General features: G+C 66.2%; 28 protein-coding genes and 1 pseudogene. 11 read left to right on the top strand and 18 right to left on the bottom strand.

The annotated features are described in order from the left end of the window. Positions 1-31 precede the first annotated feature (31 nt). On the top strand, positions 32-676 hold the full coding sequence (locus tag AC3WVS_RS18240) for a glutathione S-transferase family protein (RefSeq protein ID WP_492319799.1): 645 nt from the start codon (positions 32-34) through the stop codon (positions 674-676). Positions 677-710: 34 nt separating this feature from the next. Here AC3WVS_RS18240 and AC3WVS_RS18235 read toward each other — a convergent pair whose 3' ends face one another. Further along, positions 711-1364 (bottom strand): LysE family translocator, encoded by a 654-nt coding sequence (locus AC3WVS_RS18235; protein WP_492319798.1) that lies wholly within the window; start codon positions 1362-1364, stop codon positions 711-713. 414 nt (positions 1365-1778) lie between these two features. On the opposite strand from AC3WVS_RS18235, the gene AC3WVS_RS18230 reads away from it, so the two are divergent. After that, positions 1779-3461, top strand: coding sequence for an L-lactate permease (locus AC3WVS_RS18230; protein ID WP_439670816.1), 1683 nt, complete (start codon positions 1779-1781; stop codon positions 3459-3461). A 162-nt stretch (positions 3462-3623) separates the two neighbouring features. Then, positions 3624-5453, top strand: a complete 1830-nt coding sequence (locus AC3WVS_RS18225) for an ABC transporter ATP-binding protein (protein WP_492319797.1) — start codon at positions 3624-3626, stop codon at positions 5451-5453. 69 nt (positions 5454-5522) lie between these two features. Here AC3WVS_RS18225 and parC read toward each other — a convergent pair whose 3' ends face one another. From parC to AC3WVS_RS18210, 3 genes are all read right to left on the bottom strand, one after another. Next, a complete protein-coding gene (parC, locus tag AC3WVS_RS18220; RefSeq protein ID WP_492319796.1) occupies positions 5523-7862 on the bottom strand; it encodes a DNA topoisomerase IV subunit A in 2340 nt (779 codons plus the stop codon). 72 nt (positions 7863-7934) lie between these two features. Continuing rightward, positions 7935-8732 (bottom strand): lytic transglycosylase domain-containing protein, encoded by a 798-nt coding sequence (locus AC3WVS_RS18215; RefSeq protein WP_492319795.1) that lies wholly within the window; start codon positions 8730-8732, stop codon positions 7935-7937. A 107-nt stretch (positions 8733-8839) separates the two neighbouring features. Next, positions 8840-10831: a DNA topoisomerase IV subunit B gene (locus AC3WVS_RS18210; protein ID WP_492319794.1), complete on the bottom strand. Its 1992-nt coding sequence runs from the start codon at positions 10829-10831 to the stop codon at positions 8840-8842. Positions 10832-11178: 347 nt separating this feature from the next. Between AC3WVS_RS18210 and AC3WVS_RS18205 the strand changes: the two genes are divergently transcribed. Then, on the top strand, positions 11179-12390 hold the full coding sequence (locus AC3WVS_RS18205) for an MFS transporter (protein ID WP_492319793.1): 1212 nt from the start codon (positions 11179-11181) through the stop codon (positions 12388-12390). Then, positions 12387-12530 carry a hypothetical protein gene (locus AC3WVS_RS18200; RefSeq protein ID WP_155737093.1) on the top strand — a complete coding sequence of 48 codons (144 nt, stop codon included), beginning with the start codon at positions 12387-12389 and terminating at the stop codon, positions 12528-12530. Before AC3WVS_RS18205 ends, AC3WVS_RS18200 begins: the two co-directional genes overlap by 4 nt. A gap of 19 nt (positions 12531-12549) precedes the next feature. On the opposite strand, the gene AC3WVS_RS18195 is transcribed toward AC3WVS_RS18200, so the two are convergent. Further along, positions 12550-14481, bottom strand: a complete 1932-nt coding sequence (locus tag AC3WVS_RS18195) for an ATP-binding cassette domain-containing protein (RefSeq protein ID WP_492319792.1) — start codon at positions 14479-14481, stop codon at positions 12550-12552. A 333-nt stretch (positions 14482-14814) separates the two neighbouring features. Here AC3WVS_RS18195 and AC3WVS_RS18190 point away from each other — a divergent pair, with 333 nt between their 5' ends. Continuing rightward, entirely contained in the window at positions 14815-15993 is a 1179-nt protein-coding gene (locus tag AC3WVS_RS18190) for a benzoate/H(+) symporter BenE family transporter (protein ID WP_492319791.1), read from the top strand. 9 nt (positions 15994-16002) lie between these two features. Here AC3WVS_RS18190 and AC3WVS_RS18185 read toward each other — a convergent pair whose 3' ends face one another. Continuing rightward, on the bottom strand, positions 16003-16512 hold the full coding sequence (locus AC3WVS_RS18185; protein ID WP_492319790.1) for a hypothetical protein: 510 nt from the start codon (positions 16510-16512) through the stop codon (positions 16003-16005). A gap of 258 nt (positions 16513-16770) precedes the next feature. On the opposite strand from AC3WVS_RS18185, the gene AC3WVS_RS18180 reads away from it, so the two are divergent. The 3 genes from AC3WVS_RS18180 to AC3WVS_RS18170 all read left to right on the top strand — a co-directional run bounded on the left by AC3WVS_RS18180 (position 16771) and on the right by AC3WVS_RS18170 (position 17859). Next, on the top strand, positions 16771-17103 hold the full coding sequence (locus AC3WVS_RS18180) for a DMT family transporter (protein ID WP_492319789.1): 333 nt from the start codon (positions 16771-16773) through the stop codon (positions 17101-17103). A gap of 76 nt (positions 17104-17179) precedes the next feature. Continuing rightward, a complete protein-coding gene (locus AC3WVS_RS18175; RefSeq protein WP_492319788.1) occupies positions 17180-17482 on the top strand; it encodes a type II toxin-antitoxin system HigB family toxin in 303 nt (100 codons plus the stop codon). A 5-nt stretch (positions 17483-17487) separates the two neighbouring features. Further along, the gene (locus tag AC3WVS_RS18170) at positions 17488-17859 is read left to right on the top strand and encodes a helix-turn-helix domain-containing protein (protein WP_492319787.1); all 372 of its coding nucleotides are present in this window, start codon (positions 17488-17490) and stop codon (positions 17857-17859) included. A 29-nt stretch (positions 17860-17888) separates the two neighbouring features. Here AC3WVS_RS18170 and AC3WVS_RS18165 read toward each other — a convergent pair whose 3' ends face one another. From AC3WVS_RS18165 to AC3WVS_RS18145, 5 genes and pseudogenes are all read right to left on the bottom strand, one after another. Next, positions 17889-18125: a hypothetical protein gene (locus tag AC3WVS_RS18165; RefSeq protein WP_010813577.1), complete on the bottom strand. Its 237-nt coding sequence runs from the start codon at positions 18123-18125 to the stop codon at positions 17889-17891. Between the two features lie 31 nt (positions 18126-18156). Then, positions 18157-18366 (bottom strand): hypothetical protein, encoded by a 210-nt coding sequence (locus AC3WVS_RS18160; protein ID WP_035816994.1) that lies wholly within the window; start codon positions 18364-18366, stop codon positions 18157-18159. An 87-nt stretch (positions 18367-18453) separates the two neighbouring features. Then, a complete protein-coding gene (locus tag AC3WVS_RS18155) occupies positions 18454-19179 on the bottom strand; it encodes a polysaccharide deacetylase family protein (RefSeq protein ID WP_492319786.1) in 726 nt (241 codons plus the stop codon). Continuing rightward, positions 19161-19928, bottom strand: a complete 768-nt coding sequence (locus AC3WVS_RS18150) for a glycosyltransferase family 4 protein (protein ID WP_492319785.1) — start codon at positions 19926-19928, stop codon at positions 19161-19163. The genes AC3WVS_RS18155 and AC3WVS_RS18150 overlap by 19 nt, the downstream gene beginning before the upstream one ends. A 19-nt stretch (positions 19929-19947) precedes the next feature. Then, positions 19948-20091 (bottom strand): annotated as a pseudogene (locus tag AC3WVS_RS18145) (glycosyltransferase family 1 protein); the annotation flags it as partial. A 717-nt stretch (positions 20092-20808) separates the two neighbouring features. On the opposite strand from AC3WVS_RS18145, the gene AC3WVS_RS18140 reads away from it, so the two are divergent. Together AC3WVS_RS18140 and AC3WVS_RS18135 are read left to right on the top strand one after the other, a co-directional pair. Then, positions 20809-21081, top strand: coding sequence for a hypothetical protein (locus AC3WVS_RS18140; RefSeq protein ID WP_492319784.1), 273 nt, complete (start codon positions 20809-20811; stop codon positions 21079-21081). Positions 21082-21174: 93 nt separating this feature from the next. After that, positions 21175-21555: a hypothetical protein gene (locus AC3WVS_RS18135; protein ID WP_492319783.1), complete on the top strand. Its 381-nt coding sequence runs from the start codon at positions 21175-21177 to the stop codon at positions 21553-21555. Positions 21556-21724: 169 nt separating this feature from the next. Here the strand turns inward: AC3WVS_RS18135 and AC3WVS_RS18130 are convergent, their stop codons facing one another. From AC3WVS_RS18130 to AC3WVS_RS18100, 7 genes are all read right to left on the bottom strand, one after another. Then, positions 21725-22081, bottom strand: coding sequence for a hypothetical protein (locus AC3WVS_RS18130; protein ID WP_492319782.1), 357 nt, complete (start codon positions 22079-22081; stop codon positions 21725-21727). Between the two features lie 336 nt (positions 22082-22417). Next, positions 22418-22801: a hypothetical protein gene (locus AC3WVS_RS18125; protein ID WP_492319781.1), complete on the bottom strand. Its 384-nt coding sequence runs from the start codon at positions 22799-22801 to the stop codon at positions 22418-22420. Then, positions 22798-23061, bottom strand: coding sequence for a hypothetical protein (locus AC3WVS_RS18120; protein ID WP_492319780.1), 264 nt, complete (start codon positions 23059-23061; stop codon positions 22798-22800). The genes AC3WVS_RS18125 and AC3WVS_RS18120 overlap by 4 nt, the downstream gene beginning before the upstream one ends. Positions 23062-23064: 3 nt before the next feature. Then, entirely contained in the window at positions 23065-24447 is a 1383-nt protein-coding gene (locus AC3WVS_RS18115) for a DNA methyltransferase (protein ID WP_492319779.1), read from the bottom strand. 280 nt (positions 24448-24727) lie between these two features. After that, positions 24728-25330 carry a DNA-binding protein gene (locus AC3WVS_RS18110; RefSeq protein ID WP_492319778.1) on the bottom strand — a complete coding sequence of 201 codons (603 nt, stop codon included), beginning with the start codon at positions 25328-25330 and terminating at the stop codon, positions 24728-24730. A gap of 24 nt (positions 25331-25354) precedes the next feature. Beyond that, entirely contained in the window at positions 25355-25825 is a 471-nt protein-coding gene (locus tag AC3WVS_RS18105; RefSeq protein WP_492319777.1) for a RusA family crossover junction endodeoxyribonuclease, read from the bottom strand. Beyond that, positions 25822-26820: a YdaU family protein gene (locus AC3WVS_RS18100; protein WP_492319776.1), complete on the bottom strand. Its 999-nt coding sequence runs from the start codon at positions 26818-26820 to the stop codon at positions 25822-25824. The genes AC3WVS_RS18105 and AC3WVS_RS18100 overlap by 4 nt, the downstream gene beginning before the upstream one ends. Positions 26821-26854 lie beyond the last annotated feature (34 nt).

Raw genomic sequence — 26854 nt, 5'->3', positions numbered from 1 at the left:
AGCCCGGGCGCGCATCACCACTGGAGCCGAAATGTTGCGTATCTGGGGCCGACTCTCCTCCATCAACGTGCAGAAAGTGGTCTGGTGCGCGCGCGAGCTGCACCTGGACCATGAGCGCGTGGATATCGGCGTGACCAAGGGCGACCTCGACACCGAGGCCTATGTGCGCCTGAACCCGAACCGCCAGATCCCCGTGATCGAGGATTTCCGCGGCACCGATGTCGGCGGCGAGCCCTTCGTGCTGTGGGAATCCAATGCGATCGTGCGGTACCTGTGCGCGCGCTACGGCGAAGGCACGCTGTGGCCCGAGGACGTCAAGGCACGCGCCTCGGCCGACCGCTGGATGGACTGGCAGACCACCGCCTTCAGCCCGGCCATGGTGACGGCGTTCCTGAACCTGGTGCGCAAGCCAAAGGCGGAGCGCGACGAGGCTGCCATCAAGGCATCGTGCGAGCGCACCGAGCCGCTGGCCGCGCTGCTGGACAAGGCGCTGACCGGGCGCGAGTTCATCGGCGGCGACCGCTTCACCATGGCCGACATCTCGCTGGCCTGCGCCGCGCACCGCTGGATGGGGCTGCCGCTCAAGCACCAGCCGCGCCCCAACCTGGAGCGCTGGTTGAGCGCGATGCGCGCCCGCCCCGCCGCGGACGGCATCCTGGAACTGCCGCTGCGCTGAGCCGCGGCAGTTTTTTCTTTCCTGCCGTCCTGCCTTACTTCGCCGCGCGCGAGCCCGACGCCGCGGTAAAAACCCCCAGCCCGATAAACGCCGCGCCGGTCAGGTAGCGGCCGAGCGCTCGCGCCCTGCCGGCGCGGCGCAGTGCCGGCATCACCGCGGCGGCGGCCATCACGTAGCAGGCGTCCGTGGTCGCGGCGATCAGCACGAAGGCCACGCCCAGTGCCAGGCTCTGCGTCAGCGCCGAGCCTGCCGGGTTCATGAACTGCGGCAGGAAAGCAGCAAAGAAGATCGCGGTCTTGGGATTGAGCAGTGCCACCACGAAGCCGTCGCGCACCACCTGGCGCAGGCTGCGTGGCGCTACTTCAACCGTGCCGCCGTCAGCCGCCGCGGCGCCGCCACGCAAGGCGCGGATGCCCAGCCAGATCAGGTAGGCCGCCCCCGCGTACTTGACCACCGAAAACGCCAGCGCCGATACCGAGAACAGCACCGCCAGCCCAAGCGAGGCGCCGATCGCGTTGCCCAGGTTGCCCAGCGCCACCGCGCCGATCGAGGCCAGCCCGGCCTGCCGGCCCTGCGCCAGCGTGCGCGTGACGATATAGACCACGGCCGGGCCGGGCGTGATGGCCAGCGCCAGGCTGGCCAGCACGAATGCGGTCAGCAAAGGCCAGGGGGGAAGGAATTCGGTCATGGGCAGCCTCATTCAATGGTTGGATGCGGGCGGCAGCGCGCCCGCGGCATGACGCCCGCCAGTATGCGCCGAGCGCCGGCGCTTGCGCCAGTCCCGGCATGGCTGCCGGGCCGGTCATGCAAGCCGGTGGCAGGCACGCAGGCTTTTGCAACAGGCGCCGTTTAGAGTACTCTGGCCTGAGTGCCTGGAAGGCACCACGTGCGCCGCAAGCCCCCCCAGGGAAACCCTGATCCCTGAATGTGGCTCATGCCAGGCATGACGCAATATACGACAGCGAACACGGAACCCGTTCCTACAATCGCTGGTTCTTTCCCGCGCGCGGCGGATGCCGTTCGCCGGTGCAAAGCGCATGCACGGCGCCGAGGGCACGCAGATCGTCCCGGCGCCTGAGCCAACCTGAGGAGGACATCGATCGTGTGGAGTCAAGTCTATGACCCGCTAGGCAATATGGCGCTGTCGACCATTGCCGCGGGCATTCCCGTCGCCGTGCTGCTGGCAGCGCTGGCGTTCTTTCATATGCAGGCCCACCTGGCGGCGGGGCTGGCATTGCTGATCGGCATCGTGGTCGCCTCCACGGTGTTCGGCATGCCGGCGGCAATGGCCGGCAAGGCAGCGGGGCTGGGCATCGTGTCCGGGCTGTTCCCGATCGGCTGGATCGTGCTGAACATCATCTTCCTGCACCGGCTGACAACCCTTAACGGGTCATTCAAAGTCTTGCAGAACTCGATCTCCGGCATCACCGAGGACCGCCGCCTGCAGCTGCTGCTGGTGGCGTTCAGCTTCGGCGCCTTCTTCGAGGGCGCGGCCGGCTTCGGCACGCCGGTGGCCGTGACCGGCGCCATCCTGATCGGCCTGGGCTTCTCGCCGCTGGCCGCCTCGGGCCTGGCGCTGATCGCCAACACCGCGCCGGTGGCCTACGGCGCGCTGGGCGCCCCGATCATCGGCCTGGCGTCGGTGACCGGGCTGGACCTGCTCGACCTGTCGGCCATGATCGGCCGCCAGCTGCCGTTCTTCTCGGTGATCGTGCCGTTCTGGCTGATCTGGGCTTTTGCCGGCTTCCGCGGCATGCTGGCGATCTGGCCGGCGATCCTGGTGGCGGGCGTGAGCTTTGCGATCCCGCAGTTCCTGGTGTCGAACTATCACGGACCGTGGCTGGTGGACGTGATCGCCGCGCTGGTGTCGATGGGCTCGCTGACGCTGTTCCTGAAGGTCTGGCATCCGAAGGAGATCTGGACCTCGACCAGGATCCTGGGCCGCCACGACGACTCCAAGGTCGACCATCCCGAAGCGCTGGAAGCCGATGCCCGCGCCAGCGCCGCCTCGGCCGGCATCTCGGTGGCCAAGGCCTGGATGCCGTGGGTGATCCTGACCGTGTTCGTCTTTGTCTGGGGCGTGCCCGAGTTCAAGAAGCTGATGGATAGCCTGTGGGCGTGGAAATTCCCGATCCCGGGGCTGGACAAGGCCATCGTCAAGGTGCCGCCGGTCGTGCCCAAGGAAGTCATCGAAGGCGCGGTCTTCAACTTCAACGTGCTGTCGATGGCCGGCACCGGCATCTTTGTCTCGGCCATCGCCGGCGGCCTGCTGATGGGCTACTCGGTGCCGCGCCTGTTCAAGGAATACTGGGAAACCATCAAGCTGGTGCGCTACTCGCTGCTGACCATCTGCGCGATGTTCGGCGTCGGCTACCTGACCCGCTACTCGGGCCTGGATGCCACGCTGGGCCTGGCCTTCGCCCACACCGGCGTGTTCTACCCGCTGTTCGGCACCATGCTGGGCTGGCTGGGCGTGGCGCTGACCGGTTCGGACACGGCCTCGAACGTGCTGTTCGGCGGCCTGCAGAAGACCACGGCGGAGCAGCTGGGCCTGTCGCCGGTGCTGATGGCCTCGGCCAACAGCTCGGGCGGCGTGATGGGCAAGATGATCGATGCGCAATCCATCGTGGTGGCCTCGACCGCGACCAAGTGGTACGGCCACGAAGGCGACATCCTGCGCTATGTGTTCTTCCACTCGATCGTGCTGGCGATCCTGGTGGGCCTGTTCGTGACACTGCAGGCCTATGTGCCGCCGTTCACGCATATGGTGATCCACCACCCCTGACCATTCAGAAGTTTCCGCGCTGCGGTTCTGACAAGGCCCCGCCCCCTGGCGGGGCTTTTCCATTGTGCAAGGCGCGTATCATGTTGTGTCTGATCCGCCGCACGCGCGCCCCCACCTCCCACGAAGACGCCGGGTTGCGCCGGGCACAACGGGAAACCTGCCATGTTGCGTCGCCTGGAAAGACTGATCGACCCCTTCCGGGGCATGCCCGACCACGAGCCGCCCGGCCAGGTCTGGCGCTTCTATGCCTGGTACCTGCGCGAAGTGTGGGGCGTGTTCGCGCTGCTGTTGCTGGTGGGCTTGGTCGGAGCGCTGATCGAGGTGGCGCTGTTCAGCTTCCTCGGCCGGCTGGTCGACATGGCACAGACCACGCCGGGCGCGGAGTTCTTCAGCCGGCATCGCAATGAACTGCTGTGGATGGCGGTGGTGGCGCTGCTGCTGCGTCCCATCTTTTTCGGGCTGCACGATGTGCTGGTGCACCAGGTCATCAACCCCGGGCTGGCCAACCTGATCCGCTGGCAGAACCACCGCTACGTGCTCAAGCAGAGCCTGTCGTTCTTCCAGAACGACTTTGCCGGGCGCATCGCGCAGCGCATCATGCAGACCGGCTACTCGCTGCGCGATTCCGCGGTGCAGGCGGTGGACGCGATCTGGCACGTGGTGATCTATGCGGTCAGCTCGCTGGTGCTGTTCGCACAGGCCGACTTGCGGCTGATGATCCCGCTGCTGCTGTGGATCGTCTGCTATGTGGCTGCCCTGCTCCATTTCGTGCCGCGCGTGAAGCAGCGCTCGGTGGTGGCCACGGAGTCGCGCTCGCGCCTGATGGGACGCATCGTCGACGGCTACACCAATATCACCACACTCAAGCTGTTCGCCCACACCCGTCACGAGGAAGACTATGCGCGCGACGCCATGTCCGAGCAGACCGAGAAGTCGCGGCTGGCCGGACGCATGATCAGCGGCATGGACATCACCATCACCGCCATGAACGGCGCGCTGATTGCCGGCACCACGGGGCTGGCCCTGTGGCTGTGGAGCGAGGGGCACGTCACCACCGGCGCGATTGCGCTCACCACCGGGCTGGTGATCCGCATCAACAATATGTCCGGCTGGATCATGTGGGTGGTCAACGGCATCTTCGAAAACGTCGGCCAGGTGCAGGACGGCATGAAGACGATTGTCGTGCCGCGCGTGGTGACCGACCGCGCCGACGCGAAGCCGTTGCGCGTAACGCATGGAGAGGTCCGCTTCGAGCGGGTGGGATTCCACTACGGCAAGGGCTCAGGCGTCATCGAAGGCGTGGACCTGACGGTGCGCCCGGGCGAGAAGATCGGGCTGGTCGGCCCCTCCGGCGCCGGCAAGTCGACGCTGGTCAACCTGCTGCTGCGACTCTACGACGTCGAGCGCGGCCGCATCCTGATAGACGGCCAGGACATCGCCGCGGTCACGCAGGAAAGCCTGCGCGCACAGATCGGCATGGTCACGCAGGACACCTCGCTGCTGCACCGGTCGATCCGCGAGAACCTGCTCTACGGCAAGCCCTCCAGTACCGAGGCTGAACTGCAGCAAGCCCTGCACCGCGCCCGCGCCGACGAATTCACCCCGCACCTGGTCGACGCCCACGGCAATACCGGGCTGGAGGCGCAGGTCGGCGAGCGCGGCGTGAAGCTGTCAGGCGGCCAGCGCCAGCGCATTGCCATCGCGCGCGTGCTGCTCAAGAACGCGCCGATCCTGATCCTGGACGAAGCCACCTCGGCGCTGGATTCGGAGGTGGAAGCGGCAATCCAGGAAAGCCTGGAAACGCTGATGCAGGACAAGACCGTGATCGCCATCGCCCACCGGCTGTCGACGATTGCGCGCATGGACCGGCTGGTGGTGCTGGACAACGGCCATATCGTGGAAAGCGGCACGCACGCGCAATTGCTGGCGCACGGCGGGCTGTATGCGCGGTTGTGGGCGCATCAGACCGGGGGATTTGTGGGAGTGGATTGAGATATTGCCCGCCAGATTGGGGGCTCCCCTCTCCCGCAAGCAGGAGAGGGGAGCAAACCGGTAGGGCACTCAGTTGCCAGCCGGCGGCTCCACGCGCACCGGATCGATGCGCGGCTCCTTGAGCTTGGCCTCGATCGCCTTGCCCTTGCGCGCGCGCTTGCCCACGTAGGCCTGCAAGGCCACGCCTGCCAGCTTCTGCGAGGTCGGCTTGCCTCCGCGCCCCGCGCCCGAGAGCATCAGCCCCGGGGCGCCCACGCCCACTGCCTGCAGCAGCTTCTCCTTGGGTTCCAGCTCGATCAGGATGACGCCACGCCCGCCGGCCGACAGCACCTTGACCTCGTCCAGCCCCACCAGCAGCAGGCGGCCGTTGCCGGACAGGCAGGCCACATGCGTGGCCTCGTCGCCGATCGGCGCCGGCGCCAGCGGCGTGTCGCCGTCATCGAGCGTCAGGAACGACTTGCCGCCCTTCTGCCGGCTGATCATGTCACCGACCCTGGTCTGGAAGCCATTGCCGCCCGCGGTGGCGATCAGCATGCGCTGCTCCGCGCTGCCGGCAAAGGTGTGCGCGACCTGGCTGCCGGACTGCAACTCGATCAGCGTGGTGATGGGCACCCCGTCGCCGCGCCCGCCAGGCAGGCTGGCGACCGGCACGGAATAGACCCGGCCGTTGGTGCCGAACACCAGCAGCACGTCGACGGTACGGCATTCGAAGGTGCCGTAGAGCGCGTCGCCGGCCTTGAAGGTGAACTGCTGCGCATCGTGGCCATGGCCCTGGCGCGTGCGCACCCAGCCCTTCTGCGACATCACCACCGTCACCGGCTCGTCGATCACGCGCACTTCGGCCGCGGCGCGGCGCTCTTCCTGGATCAGCGTGCGGCGCGGGTCCTTGTCTTCCGGGCTGTATTGCTTGGCGTCGGTCTCGATCTCCTTGATGATGCGGCGGCGCATCATGGTCTCGGACTTGAGCAGCACGTCCAGGTCGGCCTGTTCCTCGCGCAGTTCCTTCAGTTCCTTCTCGATCCGGATCGCTTCCAGGCGCGCCAGCTGGCGCAGCCGGATTTCCAGGATGTCCTCGGCCTGGCGGTCGCTCAGGCCGAAGGCCTCGATCAGCGCCGGCTTGGGCTCGTCGCTCTCGCGGATGATGCGGATCACCTCGTCGATATTGAGCAGCACCAGCATCCGGCCTTCGAGGATATGGATGCGGTCCTCGACCTTGCCCAGGCGGTGGCGCGTGCGGCGCGTGACGGTTTCGAAGCGGAACGCGATCCACTCCGACAGGATCTCGCGCAGGCCCTTCTGGCGCGGGCGCCCGTCGGTGCCGATCATCACCAGGTTGATCGGCGCGCCCGACTCCAGGCTGGTATGCGCCAGCAGCGTATGGATGAACTCCTGCTGGCCGACGTTCTTGCTCTTGGGCTCGAACACCAGCCGCACCGGCGCATCCTTGCCCGATTCGTCGCGCACCGCGTCCAGCACCGCCAGCACGGTGGCCTTGAGCTGCTGCTGGTCCTGCGTCAGCGCCTTCTTGCCGGTCTTGATCTTGGGGTTGGTGATTTCCTCGATCTCTTCCAGCACCTTCTGCGCCGAGGTGTTCGGCGGCAGCTCGGTCACCACCAGCTGCCACTGGCCGCGCGCCATCTCCTCGATGGTCCAGCGCGCGCGCACCTTCAGGCTGCCGCGGCCGCCCTCGTAGATCTGGGCGATATCGGACGCCGGCGAGATGATCTGGCCGCCGCCCGGATAGTCCGGCCCCGGCATCAGCGCCAGCAGCTCGGCCAGCGTGATATTGGGATTGCGGATCATCGCCACGGTGGCCGCGGCGACTTCGCGCAGGTTATGCGGCGGGATCTCGGTCGCCATGCCCACCGCGATGCCCGAGGCGCCGTTGAGCAGCACGAACGGCAGCCGCGCCGGCAGCAGCCTGGGCTCCTGCATCGAGCCGTCGTAGTTGGGGGCGAAATCGACCGTGCCTTCATCGATCTCATCGAGCAGCAGCCGCGAGATCGGCGTCAGGCGCGCTTCGGTGTAGCGCATCGCCGCCGCGCCGTCGCCATCGCGCGAGCCGAAGTTGCCCTGGCCGTCGATCAGCGGGTAGCGCAGCGAGAAGTCCTGCGCCAGGCGCACCAGCGCGTCATAGGCGGACTGGTCGCCATGCGGGTGGAACTTGCCCAGCACATCGCCGACCACGCGCGCGGACTTGACCGGCTTGGCGTCGGCGCGCAGGCCCATCTCGTGCATCGCGAACAGGATGCGGCGCTGCACCGGCTTCTGGCCGTCGGCCACCTCGGGCAGCGCGCGGCCCTTGACCACGCTGACGGCGTAGTCCAGGTAGGCGCGCTCGGCGTAGCGCGCCAGCGTCAGCGAATCGGCCGGCTCTTCAGGTTGAAACGTGATGTCTTGTTGTTCCATGGGTAGGCAAGAATTCGGCGCGCCACGTTGAACTGCCGGCGCGCCGGGTTGCTTGTTGTTCGGGTATGCCGGTCAGGGCATGGGGCGGCGCCCGCCGATGACCATCTTCACGCGCGGGCCGTCCGCGCTGGCGCTGGCGCGCTTGAGCACCGCGCCCTGCTGCGGCTGGTACAGCCGGTAAAACTGCAGCACGGTGCTGACATACTGCCGGGTCTCCGGGTAAGGCGGAATGCGGTTGTTGTAGCGCTGCACCGCGCCCTCGCCGGCGTTATAGGCAGCCAGCACCAGCTCCAGGTTGTTCGGGAACAGCTGCATCAGCCAGCTCAGGTAGCGCACGCCCGCGGTGATATTGGTGCGTGGATCGGCCAGCTTCTGCTCGATGCTTCGGCGCGCATCGGCGCTCACGCCAAAGCGCGCGCCGGTGTCGGGGATCACCTGCATCAGGCCGATCGCGCCCTTGGGCGACACCGCGCCCGGGTTGAAGCCCGACTCCACCGCCATCACCGCCTTGACCAGCGCGGGATCGACATCCTGCTTGCCGGCGATCTGGTGGATCAGCGGTTCGACGGTCTTGATATTGGGATGGTTGACGACGTAACGGTACAGCTTGTGCTGCTCCAGATCGATGTCCGCGCCAGCGGCCGCCTGCGACTGCCGCGCCGCCAGGCGCGCGGTATCCAGCTTGCCGCCGTCCTTCATGAACAGCTTGTAGCGCGCGTCCAGCTTCTGGTCGGCAAAATGCGCCACGCCGTCGGCATCGATAAAGCCCCACAGCTCGGCATGCGCCGCCGGCACGAAGGCGAGCCCGGCCAGCGCCACGACGGCTGCCGCCGCCTTGCGCCATGGTTTGCCGGGAGTTCTCGTCGTCATCGTGCGTTCCAGATTACTGTCCGTTGGCGGCCGTCGGGAATGACGGCCAGGCAGACTGGGGGATTATCTACCCAATCACCGGCCGCCGCTTTCCGCTCAGGTATCGCTCAGATATCGGCCTCGACCTCGTTGCCCTTCTCTTCCAGCCAGCTGCGGCGCTGTGCGGCCTCGCCCTTGCCCATCAGCATATTCATCATCTCGACGGTCTGCGGCAGGTCGTATTCGCCCAGCGACACGGGCAGCAAGCGCCGCGTGTCGGGGTTCATGGTGGTTTCCCAGAGCTGCTCGGCGCTCATTTCGCCCAGGCCCTTGAAGCGGGAAATCTGCCACGAGTTTTCCTTGACGCCGTCCTTGAGCAGCTTGTCCTGGATGGCCAGCAGCTCGCCTTCGTCCAGCGCGTACAGCTTCTGCGCCGGCTTCTTGCCGCGCGCGGGCGCATCGACGCGGAACAGCGGCGGACGCGCCACACAGACGTTGCCGGTCTCGATCAGCTTGGGGAAGTGGCGGAAGAACAACGTCAGCAGCAGCACCTGGATATGCGCGCCGTCCACATCCGCGTCGGACAGGATGCAGATCTTGCCGTAGCGCAGGTTGGACAGGTCGGGCTCGTCGTTGGCGCCGTGCGGGTCCACACCGATCGCCACCGCGATGTCGTGCACTTCGTTGTTGGCAAAGAGGCGGTCGCGCTCGGTCTCCCAGGTATTGAGCACCTTGCCGCGCAGCGGCAGGATGGCCTGGAACTCCTTGTCGCGGCCCATCTTGGCCGAGCCGCCGGCCGAGTCGCCCTCGACCAGGAACAGTTCGTTGCGGGTCACGTCGGTGGACTCGCAATCGGTCAGCTTGCCGGGCAGCACCGCCACGCCGGAGCCTTTTTTCTTCTCGACCTTCTGCGCCGCGCGCGTGCGCGCCTGGGCCTGGCGGATCACCAGCTCGGCCAGCTTCTTGCCGTACTCGACATGGTGATTCAGCCACAGCTCCAGCGCCGGGCGGCTGAAGGTGGAGACCAGCCGCACCGCGTCGCGGCTGTTCAGGCGTTCCTTGATCTGGCCCTGGAACTGCGGATCCAGCACCTTGGCCGAGAGCACGAACGAGGCGCGCGCAAACACGTCTTCGCTCATCAGCTTGACGCCCTTGGGCTGCAGCGCGTGCATCTCGATAAAGCTCTTGACCGCCTGGAACAGCCCTTCGCGCAGGCCGGATTCATGCGTGCCGCCGGCCGGCGTCGGGATCAGGTTGACGTAGGACTCGCGCACCGGCGCGCCGTCTTCGGTCCATGCCACCACCCAGGAGGCGCCTTCGCCGTCGGCAAAGCCTTCTTCGCCGGGATTGGCGTCGGGGTCGGCGAAGTGCTCGCCCTCGAACATCGGGATCACCAATTCCGCGCCGCTGCCCTGCGCCAGCGCCTCGACCAGGTAGCCCTTCAGGCCCTGGTCGTACTGCCAGGTCTGGCGTTCGCCGGTCTTCTCGGTCACCAGCGTGACCTTGACGCCCGGCAGCAGCACCGCCTTGCTGCGCAGCAGGCGCTGCAGCTCGGCCAGCGGGATCGCGGCCGAGTCGAAATACCTGGCGTCCGGCCACACCTGCACGCGGGTGCCGCTCTTCTTCTCGCCCCGCTCGATCTTGCGCGAGGCCAGCGGCACGGTCACGTCGCCGCCGGAGAAGGTCAGCGTCGAGCACATGCTGTCGCGCCACACGGTCACGTCCAGCTGCGTCGACAAGGCATTGGTCACCGACACGCCCACGCCGTGCAGGCCGCCCGAGAAGGCATAGGCGCCGCCCTTGCCCTTGTCGAACTTGCCGCCGGCGTGCAGCCGGGTGAAGACGATCTCGACCACCGGCACGCCTTCTTCCGGGTGGATGCCCACCGGGATGCCGCGGCCGTTGTCCTCCACGCTGAGGCTGCCGTCGCGATGCAGGGTCACCAGGATCTCGGAGCCGTGGCCGCCGAGGGCCTCGTCCGAGGCGTTGTCGATCACCTCCTGCACGATATGCAGGGGGTTGTCGGTCCGGGTGTACATGCCGGGACGCTGCTTGACCGGCTCCAGGCCCTTCAGGACCCGGATGGAAGATTCGCTGTACTGACTGGTTTTGCTCGCCATGGAGTCGCTACGAAAGTGATGGTCCCGGCTGCCATGAGGCGCACAACTGTGCACGCGCCGGGGCACCGGGCACTGCATTGTAATGGAAGCGGGCGACGGCAATCCCGCCAAAAAAGCGCTTGGCCTGCCGACCCGCGCTGGCGCCGGTTTGCCGGGCCGCCGCCACTTTTTGCCAGGGCGCCGGCAGCGCGGGCAGCGCCGTACGCGTTTTCCCGAGCCGGAGTAAACTCGCCAGCACCCGGCCCCGGCAAGCCCGATTGCCGTCCCGGCACGGGCAACAACAAGCACACACAATCCCTGTCGGCACCGCGCTTACCCGGCGGGACTGCCGCACATCGAGCCAAGACATGCAGAACCGACAACTCTCCCTGACCACCGTACTTGTGTGCGGTGGGCTGCTCGTGACCCTTTCAATGGGCATCCGGCACGGCTTCGGCCTGTTCAACCTGCCGATCACCCAGGCCCATGGCTGGAACCGCGAGACCTTCGCCTTCGCGCTGGCGCTGCAGAACCTGATGTGGGGCGCCAGCCAGCCCTTTGCCGGGGCGCTGGCCGACAAGTTCGGCGCGCTGCGCATCATGCTGGTCGGCGTGGGGCTGTACGTGGCCGGGCTGGTGGTGATGGCGCTGGCCACCAGCGGCACCGCCTTTGCCACCGGTGCCGGCGTGATGATCGGCATCGCCCAGTCCGGCACCACCTACAGCATCGTCTACGGCGTGATCGGCCGCGTGGCCAGCCCCGAGAAGCGGGTCTGGGCCATGGGCATCGCCGCCGCGGCCGGCTCCTTCGGCCAGTTCCTGATGATCCCGGTGGAACAGGGCCTGATCTCCGGGCTGGGCTGGCAGAACGCCCTCTATGTAATGGCGCTGATGGCCTGCGTGATGCTGCCGCTGGCGCTGACGCTGCGCGAGCCGCGCGAAGCGGCCCACACCGGCGGCCACCACCAGACCATCGGCCAGGCCGTGCATGAAGCCTTCGGCAACCGCAACTTCCAGCTGCTGACACTGGGCTACTTCGTATGCGGCTTCCAGGTGGTGTTTATCGGCGTGCACCTGGCGCCCTACCTGAAGGACCAGGGCCTGACTGACCCGAAAGTCGCCGTCGTGGCGCTGGCGCTGATCGGGCTGTTCAATGTATTCGGCACCTATACCGCCGGCGCGCTGGGGCAGCGCCTGCCCAAGCGCTACCTGCTGTCCGCCATCTACGTGACGCGTTCGGTGGTGATCGCCGGCTACCTGCTGCTGCCGCTGACGGTGGCCAGCACCTGGGTGTTCGCGGCGGTCATGGGCTTCCTGTGGCTGTCCACGGTGCCGCTGACCAACGGCATCATCGCCCAGGTGTTCGGCGTGAAATACCTGTCGATGCTGTCGGGCGTGGTGTTCTTCTCGCACCAGATCGGCAGTTTCCTGGGGGCCTGGCTGGGCGGCTTCCTCTACGACCGTACCGGCGGCTACAACACGGTGTGGCTGATCGCGATCGCGCTGGGCGTGGTGGCCGCGCTGGTGAACCTGCCGATCCGCGAGCAGGCGCTGGTGCGCGTGCAGCCGGCGGCGGCATGATGAGCACGACCCAGGCGCGCGTGATGAAGGCAGCCGGGCTGGCGGTGCTGGCCGGGGTGCTGGCGCTTGGGTTCGTGGGTTACCTGCGGCCGGGGTTCATGGTCGACCTGACTAATATGGTGTTGGCTTGGTGTGGGTGAGGGACGGCTTGCCTGACCCTCAGGCTCCCTCGCCCTTCGACTTCGCCTCCAGCACTTCCCAGCGCTCCAGCGCTTCCAGCAGTTCCATCTCGATCTCATCGTGCCGCGTGCCCAGCTGCGCGGCCTTGGGCGCATCGCTGACATAGAGCGAGCCGTCCGCGAGCTGCGCCGAGATCGTCTTCTGCTCGGTTTCCAGCGCGGCAATGCGCTCCGGCAGGCCGTCCAGTTCGCGCTGCTCCTTGTACGACAGCTTGACCGTACGATTGGCGCCGCGCGCCTCGCGCGAATCTTTGCCCTTTGCCGGCTCTGCCGCCTTCTGCTCCGGCTTGCGCGCCGCCTGCAGCGCCGCGCTGCGGGCCGACTGCTCGACCCAGTCGGAATACCCGCCCACCGATTCGCGCCACACGCCACCGCCCTCGGCGGCCAGGGTCGAGGTCACCACGTTGTCCAGGAAGGCGCGGTCGTGCGAGACCAGGAACACGGTGCCGCCATAGTCCTGCAGCAGTTCTTCCAGCAGTTCCAGCGTATCGATGTCGAGATCGTTGGTCGGCTCGTCCAGCACCAGCACATTGGCCGGGCGCGCAAACAGGCGCGCCAGCAGCAGCCGGTTGCGCTCGCCGCCTGACAGCGACTTGACCGGCGAACGCGCGCGCTCCGGCGCGAACAGGAAGTCGCCCAGGTAGCTCATCACATGCTTGCGCTGGCCGTTGACCTCGACCCAGTCGCTGCCCGGGCTGATGGTGTCGGCCAGCGAGCGCTCCAGATCCAGCGCGGTGCGCATCTGGTCGAAATACGCCACCTGCAGGTTGCTGCCGTTGCGCACGGTGCCGCTGTCCGGCGCCAGTTCGCCCAGGATCAGCCGCAGCAGCGTGGTCTTGCCGGCGCCGTTGGGGCCGATCAGGCCGACCTTGTCGCCGCGCATGATGGTGGCGGTGAAGTCGCGCACCACCACTTTGTCGCCATAGGCCTTGCTGACGTCGGTCAGCTCGGCCACGATCTTGCCGGAGCGGTCGGCCTGCGACACCTCCAGCTTGACGTTGCCCTGGACTTCACGGCGCGCGGCGCGCTCGTTGCGCATCGCCACCAGGCGCTGGATGCGCGACACGCTGCGCGTGCGGCGCGCCTCCACCCCCTTGCGGATCCACACCTCTTCCTGCGCCAGCAGCTTGTCGAACTTGGCCTGCTCGACCTGCTCCGCCGCCAGCATCTCTTCCTTGCGCGCCTGGTAGGCGGCGAAGTTGCCGGGGAAGGACACCAGCCGGCCGCGGTCCAGTTCGATGATGCGGGTGGCGACACGGTCGAGGAAGGCGCGGTCGTGGGTGATCAGCAGCACGCTGCCGCGGAAGCCCAGCAACAGGTCTTCCAGCCAGCGGATCGCTTCCACGTCGAGGTGGTTGGTGGGCTCGTCCAGCAGCAGGATGTCGGGCTCGGCCACCAGCGCCTGCGCCAGCGCCACGCGTTTCTGCAGGCCACCGGACAGTGCCTCGACGCGCGTGTGCGAATCCAGCCCCAGGCGCGCCAGCGTGGTTTCCACGCGGGTGCGCAGCTGCCAGGCATCGGCGGCGTCCAACTCGGACTGCAGCCGGTGCAATTCGGCCAGCGCGGCTTCGTCGTCGTGGTTCTCGGCGACGCGGTCGGCGGCGGCCTCGTAGCGCACCAGCAAGTCGTGCGCATCGCCCATGCCCTGCGAGACGGCGTCGAACACGGTGATGCCCGCCTCGAACTGCGGCTCCTGCGGCACGTAGGCGCTGGTCACGCCGCTCTGGCGCGCGATCAGCCCATCGTCGGGCGCCGACAGCCCCGCCACGATCTTCAGCAGCGAGGACTTGCCCGAACCGTTGCGCCCGATCAAACCCACGCGCTCGCCGGCCTCCAGCGAAAAGTCGGTGTGATCGAGCAGGGCCACGTGCCCGAAGGCAAGCTGGGCGTCGGTAATGGAAAACAGGGCCATGGGAGAAAGACGAGACGACGAGAGAAAGGAGGGACGGCCTGGCAGCCAGGGCTGGCGTGGCACGGCAGCCCGCATTGTAGACGACCGGGGCCGGGCCAAGGCTGGCCCCAAAAAAGAAGGGCCCGCGCACTGCGGGCCCAAGAGTCTCTCCTCGGTGCCCTGCTCGCAAGGCACGAAGCCAGCATAACAACGCCCCCTTGCCCGCTCCAGTCGGAAAAGTCCGTAAGGGAAAGCCCCGTCAACCGCGATTTCTGGACGCCGCCGCGGCAAATTGGTACGGCCAAGGCACTCATGCGAAGATGTCGGCCGTGCCAATGGCCTGCTGCCACCCTCATGACCACCGCTTCACTGAAATTGTCCGACCTGTCCGTGTCCGCGCTGGTCGCCGGGCTGGTCGCCACGCTCACCGGCTATACCAGTTCGCTGGTGCTGATGATCCAGGCCGGCCACGCCGCCCACCTGACCGATGCCCAGATTTCGTCCTGGATCTGGGCGCTGTCGATGGGCATGGGAATCACCACCATCGGCCTGTCGTTGGCGCTGCGCGTGCCGATCGTGGTGGCCTGGTCCACGCCCGGCGCGGCGCTGCTGATCGCCAGCCTGCCCGGCGTGCCCTACGCGGAAGCCATCGGCGCCTTCCTGCTGGCCGGGCTGATGATGGCCGCGGCCGGCATGACCGGCTGGTTCGACAAGCTGATGCGCGCCCTGCCCGCCAGCATCGCGTCAGCCCTGCTGGCCGGCATCCTGTTCCGCATCAGCGTGGATGTGTTCGTGCAGGCGCAGCACCAGACCGTGCTGCTGCTGGCGATGTTCGCCGCCTACCTGCTCGGGCGGCGCCTGTGGCCGGCCTATGCGGTGCCAGGGGTGCTGCTGACCGGGGCGGTAGTCGCCGGCGTGCTCGGCCAGCTCGATTTCTCGGGCGTGCGGCTGGCGTTGGCGGTGCCGGTTTGGACCACGCCGGCCTTCTCGCTGTCAGCCTTGGTCAGCATGGCGGTTCCGCTGTTCATCGTGGCGCTGGCCTCGCAGAACATCCCCGGGCTGGCCGTGCTGCAAGCCGACGGCTACCACGTGCCGGCCTCGCGCCTGATCTCGCTCACCGGCCTGACCTCGGCCGTGCTGGCGCCGTTCGGCTCGCACGGCGTCAACCTGGCGGCGATCACTGCCGCCATCTGCACCGGCCCGCAGGCCGACCCCGACCGCAACCGCCGCTATACCGCGGCCGTGGTCTGCGGCGTGGGCTACCTGGTCGCGGGCACGCTGGCGGCCAGCATCGCGGCGCTGTTTGCGGCCTTTCCGCAAGCGCTGGTGGTGGGCGTGACCGCGTTCGCGCTGATGGGCTCGATCGCCAACGGCCTGACCGTGGCCATGCAAATCCCGGCCGAGCGCGAAGCCGCGCTGCTGACCTTCATGATCACGGCGTCCGGCATGACCCTGGCGGGTGTCGGCTCTGCGTTCTGGGGCGTGGTGGGCGGCCTGCTGGCGTTCCACGTGCTGCGCCGGCGCGCCGCCTGAGCATCGCCGCTAGAGCATCAGGAAAGCCACGTCCGCGTAGCCGATATCGTCGGACGATGCGCCCCTGCGGCGCTGGAACAAGACATGCTGCAGCACGCGGTCGCGGTGGGCCGCGAAGGTTTCCGGATCCAGGTTCAACGCCGCGCGCGCGTAGTGCTCGGCCATCAGCTTGTAGACGCGATGGCGCACCTGCAGCATCTCGTTCGCCGCCTGGAGCCGGCTCATTTCCCCCACATGGTCTTCGTCCAGCTGACGCATGCTGACCACCACCCGGGCATGCATGCCCCGGTAGCGATCGACCTCCGCATGGGCCTTGCGCAACTCTTCGCGCAGCGACCGCACCTCCTGCAACAGCTTCAGGTTGTGCTGCACGCCGCGTTGGATGCGCGAAGCCTCTTCCAGTGCTTGGTCCGCCGCGGCGATGGTGTCCTGCCACGGATTCGCGTCCGGCGCGGGCTCCCCGTCCCCGGGCTGCGAAGACGTCCCGGCGGACGTGCCGTCGATGCCATTGTGATGCATACCGCTCCCCTTACCCATGCCCGCCGCCGGCATCGTTGGGTTCGTGCCGGCTTGGTCGGGCCAACTACCGCGACTGCCTTATAGGGCTTGTGCCGCGGGCCGGCCATGCGCCCGCTTGCTTTCGTCGTTATAGCCACATTCAATCCTCCATCACCGCTTTGCACAACCACCGCAACGGAGGGACGCGGCTTTGGCGCAACATGCGGGAGCGCTAAGATGCCGGCTTCGGCCCGTTTCGGCCCACCCACTTGTACTCCCATGAACGGATACCTGCTCCTCGCCCTCGCCATCGTCGCCGAAGTCATCGCCACCAGCAGCCTGAAGGCGTCGCAGGGCTTTACGCGGCTGGTCCCCAGCGTGCTGGTCGTGACCGGCTATGTGGCGGCGTTCTATTTGCTGATGCTGGTGATGCGGACAGTGCCGGTGGGAATTGCCTATGCGATCTGGAGCGGGGCCGGGATCGTACTGGTGTCACTGATCGCGGTGGTGCTGTACCGGCAGGTGCCGGACCTGGCGGCTTGCGCTGGGATTGGTCTGATTATTACCGGCGTCGCCGTCATTCAGCTGTTTTCGAAGACTAGCGCGCATTGATCGTAGGTATGCTCGGCAGTGGCTGACCCCTCATCCACTCTTGCCGCAGTCCCATTTTGGGACTAGCATTGCCCATATGCGAATCATAGCGAAGAGGTCTTTGCTTCAGTTCAGCAAGTTCCACCCCGAAGCCAGGCAACCGCTGCTTGCCTGGCATGAAGAAGCCCGCTGCGCGGCCTGGACCGCGCCCAGGGACATCAAGGCGCGCTACGCCAGTGCCAGCTTCGTTGGCAACAACCGCGTGGTCTTCAATCTCGGCGGGAACAAGTACCGGCTTATCGTCGCTGTCGCATACCGGTTGGGCGTCGTCTACGTGAAGTTCATCGGCACCCATCTCGACTATGACCGCATTGACGCCGCCACCGTGGAAATGGAGTGATCACCATGGATATCCGCCCCCTGCACACTGAAGCCGACTACCAGGAAGCGCTGGCCGCGGTCTCCGCCCTGGTCGATGCAGACCCGGCGCCCGACACGCCTGAGGGCGACAAGCTGGAAATCCTCTCCATGCTGGTGGAACGGTATGAAGCCGGGCACTTTCCGATGGACCTGCCGGATCCGATCGCCGCGATCCGCTTTCGCATGGAGCAAGCAGGCCTCACGCCACGCGACATGCAACCGTACCTGGGTAACCTCAACCGCGTATATGAAGTGCTGAATGGCAAGCGCGCGCTGAGTCTGGCCATGATCCGGCGGCTGCACCGTGACCTGAAGATTCCCGCGAACGTGCTGATCGCCGAATGCAGCGCGGCATAAGCCCTGGCGCAGCGCGACTGGCGCGCGTGCTAGCCAAAGCGCGCATCGATCTGCTTCCTGGCCCAGTCCGAGGCATGCTGCCATGCCTCGCCTTCGCTGAAGAACTGGCCCGGAACAAGATGGTGATCGAAGACCTTGAGTGGCGCTCCATCCGCCGCTTTCGCGCAGATGGTCACCTCACCTTGCCAGGGGCCGCCAACGCCAAGGGACGTTGCCGATGCTTCATACCAGTGGTCGCGGTAATACGTGAACCCTTGGAGATCCATGTCTTTCTCCACTAGTGGCATTCAGGAAGTGTCAGTCGTTGGCGTCGCCTGAAGTGGCCTGGTCAATCTCCCGTTTTGCGGACGCATAGGCGTTATCGATCGCGACCGATTCCGTGGGAGCAAGCGCCCCGGTGTTGTGCCGGTGTCCGTGACCGCGGATGCCATACGACCAGTCCCACTGGCCGCTCGCGTCCTTTTTGGCCTGGATTGAGATTTCACGACCTTTGTATTTCAGTTCCATGGCGAGCGCTCCGGAGTCTGGAGGATTGATGTCTAACGGAATGTGGCCGCTGTCGGCGGGGCTAGTCCACAGTAACGCCGCCTGAGGTCAGTCACCCCGCCGCTTGTCCTCATGCCGCGTCAGGCATTTCTGCAGGAAGCGGAACAGGTTGGTGCCGCAATGCAGATGGACTCGCGGCAGGCCGAAAGGGTCGTCATCGGCACGCGCCAGCCCGCGCTGCGTCAGCGTGGCGTTGTCGTAGCCAGCTTCGCGCACCATTTCCCGGTGCGTCGCCTGCTGTTCGCCATAAGGGTAGCAAAACGCAGTGACCGGCATCGCCACGAGGTCCTCCAGCGCTGCCTTGGAGGTTTCAATCTGCCGGCGGGCTTCCGCCGCCGGCAATGCCGGCAGGTGCACGTGGTCGACCGTATGGGCGCCGACCTCATGGCCGAGGCGGGCCCATTCCAGCACCTCTTCGGCGTTCATCAGCGGAGCAGGCGGCACGCCTTGGCTGGCGTCCCAGACATTGCTGCCGTCGATCTGGCCGGACACAAAGTAGGTGGTGGCACTAAAGCCGAACTCCGTCAGGATGGGCAGCGCATACCGGTGGACATTGCGGAAGCCGTCGTCAAACGTAATCCCGAACACTTTGCCGGCAGACTCGCCCCGAACATAGGGCATGAGTTCGCGCATCGACAGGCCGCGATAGCCCAGCCGGCGCATCCAGGCGATCTGCTGGCGGAACTGCGCGGGACTGACGGTCAGGCCACGAAACGGCGTGCCATGGGGCGGCACGATATCAATCTGGTGATAGGTCAGGATCGGGATCGACATGTCGTACGAAGTGCGCGGTTACTGGCTGGGCTCTGGGTCAGCGCGGCGGGCACGGGTTGAGGCGGCGCTCCCCGCTCGAGAACCGCCTGGTACACGCTGAGGGTGCCGGCGACGAAGGTATCCATGCCAAAGTACGTCCGACTCTTGGACAGGGCAGCGTCACCCATCTCGGCCAGCCGATCGGGCGCTGACAGGATTTGCTCCAGCCGCGCCCGTAGTGCCTCGATGTTGGCGCACGGCACCACCCACCCGTCTTGCCCATCGGTCACGTTCTCGGGCAGGCCGCCGGCATCGGAAACCAGTACCGGCAGGCCCATCGCCATCGCTTCGCGGCAGGCAAACGACAGAGTCTCACTCCGCGACAGCACAAAGGCGGTGTGCCCTGCCCCCAGGGTGGGACGAACATCGTCCAGCAAGCCCGTAAAAACGACCTGAGATCCGAGTCCCAGCGCCGCGACCTTCCCGGTCATGCATGGCAATGGCGCTTCGCCAGCCAGGATCACGCGTACACCGCTACGCAAGTGGGCGGGCAACTGCGCAACGGCTTCCAGCAGGTCCGTCCAGCCTTTCTCATAGCGGGTACCCGCGGTACTGACGAAGACAGTGCATGCCGAGCCTGCACCAAAGTATCGTGCCCGCAGCGCATCGGCCTCCGCCGGCGCCGGCGGTGCAAAGTGCCCCATGTCGACGCCATGGGACACAGTGGACAACGAGCATGACCAGCTTGTGGTCGGCTGAACCGTTGACATGGACGATATCGAAGCGCCCAAGGCTCATGAGCCGCCAGAGCGCCCACAACTCGCGCAGCCAGCGCAGGCCCCGCGGCGCATAGTCGACCGCCGCCACCTCGACGCCTGCGCGGCCGCTGGCGAGCCGGAACAGACGGCTGGTCCGTGGAGCCGCCACCGTCACTTCATCGGCCGGCGCCAAGCCTGCCAGCAGGTTGATGACATAGGTATCGTGCCCGCCACCGTTTCCACGGTGGAAGTTCGTGAATAGCACCCGCAATTTCTCCTCCACCTCTGGGAGCTCTTTTGTGGTCAGAGCATTCCTCAATCATTACAGAAAATTACAAGGTACCCCATAGGGGTTGGCCCAAACCCCGAAGCGATTTGATCGGCTTTAGCAGCCATCTTCGTCGAAAAGAGAGTAAAAATTCGCATGACACTCAAGGAAGCGGGTGCCGCTGTCTTCGCATACCGACCGGCTTCTGCGAGCGATGTAAGATTCCGTAACGTATTGAGAACAGTTCTCGTTGACCGGCCGTGTGGGGGAAAGCGAGCGGACGAAACTGGCGGTGGGAAGTCCCCCAACTCGTCGCCACGCGCAGCGACTAGATCTGGTACTGCGATTTGTTGCCGGGAAATAAAGGGAAGCGTGTGGGGCCGGGACCCGCCGGCAGCAAAACGGCCGAGAACCTTTGTTTAGGGATGCTTTGGGGATTCGCGGGGACAGTCTGAGGAATGGTCCCGCCGACAGGATTCATAAATCCGCCGGAAACCATTCACTAGCGCGGGATTAGAAGATTGTGATATTCCCAGTGCCCCTTACGGTGCCCCGAAAATAATTTGCTGCCCGATTTGGCGGTTGGGTACACTGTATATCCATACAGTACTCAAGCGAACCGCTATGGACATCATACTCGCCGCGCCTTCCGTGTTCCTGGAGGCGCGGTTCTTTGCCGACGACCTGGTCGAAGAGCGACTGGCCTGCGAAGGCGTCAGCGATGCGCGAGACGGGATCATCGTCCACGGCCTTGATGTGCGCCACGTGCGCGCGCTGCGCTGGACGCCAGACTACCTTTCATTCCACGCCTACGGGCAAGTGCAACGGCACCCGGTAGCTCGATGGGTCGAGCTCGGGCCGAGCACGGTGTTGTTCGCGCGCCGCCAGCGGCCATAGCGCGAGGCTAAAAATCCGTGTGATCCGGGAGATTTCTCAGTTGCCGGCAACTCAACACGGATCAATCCGCCAGATTGCAAAGATTTCACGTCCATGCCAGCCAAGGAATTGCCTCGGGATCTGCCGGCGCTGTCGGAAGACGAGTTGCGCGACATCGGGCTGCGGCATCGCAACCCGGATGTTCGGGACTTGCTTTGGGAGATTGCGCGTTTGCGCGCGGTTGTGCAGCAGGCCCACTACATCGCGGAGCTGCTATACGGGGGAGGCGGGGTGATGGCCGAAAGCTGGCTGCGCACCTTAACGGATGAACCCTGCATCGTCGAAAAGCTGGAGGCAGACTATGCCAGTGGCACTCCAGGCTCGCGAGGGTGGCTCGGGGAAGTCAGGACGCCAGAGCATGAAGTCCAGCTGGCGACAATGAAGGCGGAAGCGCTACGGCGCATTGCATTGCGCAGGGCACGCTGGCGCAAATAGCGCTGGGCGTCGTCGCTTTGTCCGGCGGCGCCTGATGCCAGAATCTCTACTACGGTTACCAATTCTTCTATTTTTTGGGTTGGCGGCTCACAGATTCACTACGTGCTGGGCGTCAATGTGTCGTAGCTGCACTCGCAGGCCTGCCCTGCGATACGGGCGCGATCCGTGGCTAAGGCACGCGGTGCCCATAGCGGGCGAGATACTCCGGGGCGAACTTCGCTCCCCATCCGGTGTGTATGCGTGCGATGGCTTCAGCCTGGCAAACCCCGGTACTGATAAGCCGGTGCACTTCGGCGTCGACGTATTCCTCGGTGAAAATGCGGGTGGTCACCGGCTCGCCATCATCCGGGCAACGCGGCGGCGCCATAAACGAACTCGGGATGAAATCGCAGAACCACGCAGCCCCGCATGACCGCCCCTCGGCGTTGATGAGGAACACAACGGGGCCGAGCACCATGATGCCCGCGACCCACAATGCGGCCCGCTTGGCGCCCGTCAGCCAAAAGCACACGAGCGCGCCGAACATTGCGATTGCGCCCCCCATGTGTTAGCCCTCTCCGCTGCGGACGCGTGTCGTGGTAGTGCTCATGGCGCGTATCTCCTTTGCAGTTGTTGGTAGACGGCGAACGCGCCGTCTCTCATCTCACGACCCCTTTATACCCCCCCGACATGTGGCGAGCCTTTTGCCATGGGCGACACAATCAGCTTCGCCATTCAGCCTGGCCACGCCTCCACGGTCTTCCGGTGTCGCGCCGCGCATTCGCCCAGCGCGCCCAGTAGATCCTTCATCACCCACTCCTGCCACACGTCATAGTCTGCCACAGCCGGCGCGTCGGGCACCGCGCACGGCGCCGCCAACGTGCTATCGAGCGGCGGCGGCTTGCTTGGCCGCGCCGACGGCGTCGGACAGCTTGCGCACCCGGAAATCGTCAGGGCGGCAATCCACAGGCAGAGGCTTCTTCGCATTTCGGAATTCCTTCACGGCTGCGTCTACCTTGGCGCCAAGGGTCGACTGGATGGTGAGGTAATCGTCCGCGTGCTGGCGGATCTTGGCACCGGCTTCGCGCATATCCCCGATCGCGGCATTGGCGCTGGCCAGATCCGCCTGCGCACGCGCGGCGGTGAGTTCGGCAATTTCGGCGTCCTTGCGCCAGCCGTTGACAAGCCAGCCGGAGGCCACCAGCAAGGCAGCTACGAGTGCCCATCCGATAGCGCGCCACGGGATGTTAGTCGGGATCGGGATCAAGCCAGCCTCCGCTTCACGATGTGCCGCAGCTCCAGCCGCCAGACGCCCCACAGCACGCCGAGGGCGACAGCGAGGTTCAAGCCGATCTCGGGCTCGCTGTGGCATGCCCAGGGGCTGACCATGTTCCCGAGCGCGGCGAAGTTCACCAGCAGCAGCACGATGGCGCCGCCAGTCCGGTTGGGCACCTTCTGCGTCAATACGGCCCAGATCGAGCCGCCCCAGATGATGGCGTTCGCCACCAGGTTGATCGTCATCAGCATGGGTCAGCTCCCCAGGGTTTCCGGGAACAGGTCGTCCGACACGTCCACGTCGCCGCAGGCGGCCACCGCCCGCTTCCAGTCGCCCTTCACGAACACCAGCACGTTCTGGTGCGTCTTGCCCAGCTTCCGGCTCGCCGCGAACTGCTTGCCTGCCCGGATGGGCAGGCTGCCGTAGGCGGTCAGCAGGATGGCCTCGTTGTACAGCTGCGCGCCGGCGTCGAGGAACGCCTCGATAGTGTCGGCCACGAAGTTCCGGTAGACACCCGTGCCGCGCTTCTCGCGCACGTCGCCGACCACGAAGCAAGCAAAGCGATCCGGCTTGAGCTGCCCGACGGCACCCGCGATCACCTCGCGGTAGGCCGTCAGGAAGGCCGGATAGTCCATCGTGGACAGGTCTACCGGGTCGTCCGAGTAGCGTTCCAGGTCCGCGTATGGCGGGCACGAGAACACGAAATCGGCCTCGACATCGGCCAGGCGCCGCCCGATCTGCCGGCTGTCGCCGACGTGCCAGGCGGGCGCGGGATCTTCCGGCTGCAGCAGGCCCAGCTGGCCGCGGTTGGCCTCGACCTGCTCGGGCCGCAGCTCCATGCCCAAGTATTGCCGCCCCAGCCGCGCCGCCACGATGCCGCGCACGCTGCCGCCGGCAAACGGGTCCAGCACCAGGCCGCCGGCCGGGCAGAACCAGCGATAGGCCAGCTCGCTCAGTACCGGGTCAAAGACGCTGGTCCTGTGCTGCGTCGCCGGCCCGCCCGCCTTCTGGTGGTCGGACGCCGAAGCGTACGCCGGCGCGTCGCGGCCCAGCTCGGACTGGATGCCCAGCGCCAGCCAGGCCTTCTTGCGTTCCTGCCATGCCGCGTCGCGCGCGTTGAGCGTGCTGAACGGGGGAACCATGAAGCGCTCGGCCAGGGACTGGCCACCACCGCCACCGGGCCCCGGCTGCTGCGGGTCGAGCAGCTCGGCCAGCTCGCCGGCATCGAAGCCGATCACCTCGAGGTCGAACCCGACTTCGCGCAGGTCAGATAGCTCGGCGACCAACAGGCCCGGATCCCAGCCGGCGTTCTCGGCCAGCTTGTTGTCCGCGAGGATGTAGGCGCGGCGCTCGTCGTCGTCCAGGTGCGACAGGTCGACCGTCGGTACCTCGCCTGCCACCGGGCAATTCTGGATGGTCTCGCCTTCCGCCCAAAGTTGGGTGGCAGCTTCGAGCCTGCCGTGGCCGGCCAGCAGCTCGTCACCGGCGGTCAGGGCCGGGTTCGTCCAACCGAAGCGCCGCAGCGACGCCTTGATCTGATCGATCTGCCCGGCGCTGTGCGTCCTCGCATTCCGCTCGTACCGAACCAGGTCGCTCGCCGCGCGGTAGCGGATAGCGAGCTGGTCGGGCTTTTTCATACGCGGGAAAAATGCGGGGACGGGAAAGAAAAACGCCCGGAACGGGTGACCGGGCAAACCACCACAGGGAGTGGGTGGAGGAGACAACCGGTGCACGACGGATCAGCCGTCGCAGTTGGGCCAGCACGCCTGTGCCCAGACGCCCCAGAGCAGGAAGCAGTAGGTCGGCAGGAACATGATCGGCGGGCCCAAGAAACGCAAAAGCCCGCTTGCGCGGGCTCTGGACGTAGTTCGGAGGTGTATCGAATTGAGGCGATTTTTGTGCATGAAATGCACAATGTCAAGCCACCTCTTCGATTTTCACCATCGCCGCCGCCTTCAGCCGGATGTCGATCGCGGTCCAGGCAACCGACTCAACCCCGGGCGCGGCCATCAATCCGCGCTTCTTCTCGCCTTCGATCCAGACCTTCAGCTTGGTGTTGTGGGCACTGACCGTGTTGCGGTGCGCACCGCAGTCTTCCGCGATTTGCTGCAGGTCGACCCGGACGCCGAAAATCTTCTCCAGGATCGACCGGCGGACGCGGTAGTGCGAGAACGTGCCGGACAGCTGCTGCATGGCGCGGTCCGTGAGCCAGACGATCGCCGCCTCCCATTCCGGGTTGGGGCGCCGGGCGGCGCAGCACGGCCGGCCGCAGTCGCAAATGATGTCGCGCGGCGCACAGCGCGCGGTCAGTACTGCCTGGTGCAGCTCGGGCAGCATGCCCAATTCGGCGCGGATCATCCCCGCCTGCGCAGCGCCGTCAACGCCGACCAGCCCCTTCCCTGAGCCGATGGCAGGCGTCATGGCCTTGTTCATCGCCGAGGCCTGGTACTGCTGGCCTGAGTAGTTGAACGCGAACACCAGGGCGGCGTGCGAGCTGTCGAAGAGGCGTTCTTCCGTCATGTTTTCCCCCGTCAAATTCATTCCTCACGCCGCCTGCAGCGGCAGTTGTTCCACGATGACCCGCACGCCGGGCGTCGTGCCGTAGCGCTTGCTGATGCGGTACTCGACCGCCTGGGCGTCATCGACCCACACGATGCCGTTCATGCCGTCCTTGACCGCCTTGAGCACGTTGTCGGCGTCGGGCTTCTTGGTCGCGGCGACCTGGCCGGCCTCGGCCAGTTGCTGGCGCTTCTTGGACCAGCTCGCCGGGATCTGCAGCCGGATCTCCAGCGTCAGCTCGACCGGGCCGTCGAACGGCGGGCGGCCGGACATAGCCTGCGTCGCGGATAGCTTGACCAGGTTCTCGTAGCTGGCCGTCTTCTCCGGCGTGTAGGTCCGCACGAAGGCGCCCTGGCGCGCGAACTTGGGCCGGCCCTTGGCCACCGGCTGGCCGGGGATGGTGAACGCCACGCGGCGTAGCGCGGGCTTGGGTTGGTCGAAAAGCGATTGCGTCATGCTGCCACCTGCCCCGGCGCGATGCCGTACATGAAGCGGTACACCCGCTGGAACTCGTTGGGGTTCATGCGCTCAGCCTTGCTAACCTCGCGCTCGATGCGCTGCTGCTCGCCGGACTCACGGATGACCCGCAGCCGGAACCAGAGCCACGCTTCGCCGTCCTGCTGCGGCGGTAGCCCAAGTTCGGCAGCCTTCGCCTGCACGCCCTCGGTGGTCTCATCCCATTCCGCCGCGCTGCCGGCGCCCTGTCCTGGCGCCATGGCCTCGTCGATGAACGGCTCGAGGAAGCCGGGGTTCACCGGCGAGGGATCCCCGTCGGCAGCCCTTCGCGCGCACGCGAGGGCATGAGCCCGGAGCAACACCGGCAACGCGACCTGGCGGGCCTCAAGTCGGAGCAACGCCTCGTGCGCGCGCGAGGACAGCCGCAGCGCCCTGCCCCGCTCGGCCTCGAGCAAGACCAGCTGTTCGCCGATCGCGTCAGCGGAAAGCGGCGGCGGCGAGCCCGAGTTATCCACAGGTCCTACACCCTGCGAGCTACCTACGCCGCCGTTTACGCTTTGGTTTATATGGCTATGGCTATGGTTAACCAGCGCGGGTTCTCCATTGGGTTCTGTCTGGGTTTCAGTTTGGAAACCCAATGGGTTTTCTGGTGGGTTATTCATGGGTTGTGTTTTCCGAGGACGACCGCCCTTTTTCCCGTTCTCTCGGTTCGCGTCCGCCTTCGGTTTGGCTTTCTCGATCTCGGCGTCGATGCGCTTGTGCCGGAACCCATCGACGGCGCCCTGGAAGAACTCGGCCAGCACGCTGTCCACGGCCTTTTGCTCGGCCTTGTCGGTGGCGCGCGCGATGCGATACACCGCCTTGCGGTCAGCCGGCAGCGGCTTCTCCGTCGAGTAGTAGAAGTCCATCAGGCGGTTGTATGCCCCGTCCTCGACCATCGACAGATGGACCGTGTCCCGCGCGTAGTCGCCGGTGTAGCGCTTGTAGAAGTTCATGTTGCAACCTCAGGCCAGTACGATTTCTTCCTCC

Source organism: Cupriavidus sp. CPT47-8839-RL05A, from assembly GCF_058792255.1.
This window is presented reverse-complemented; position numbering and strand designations above follow the sequence as displayed.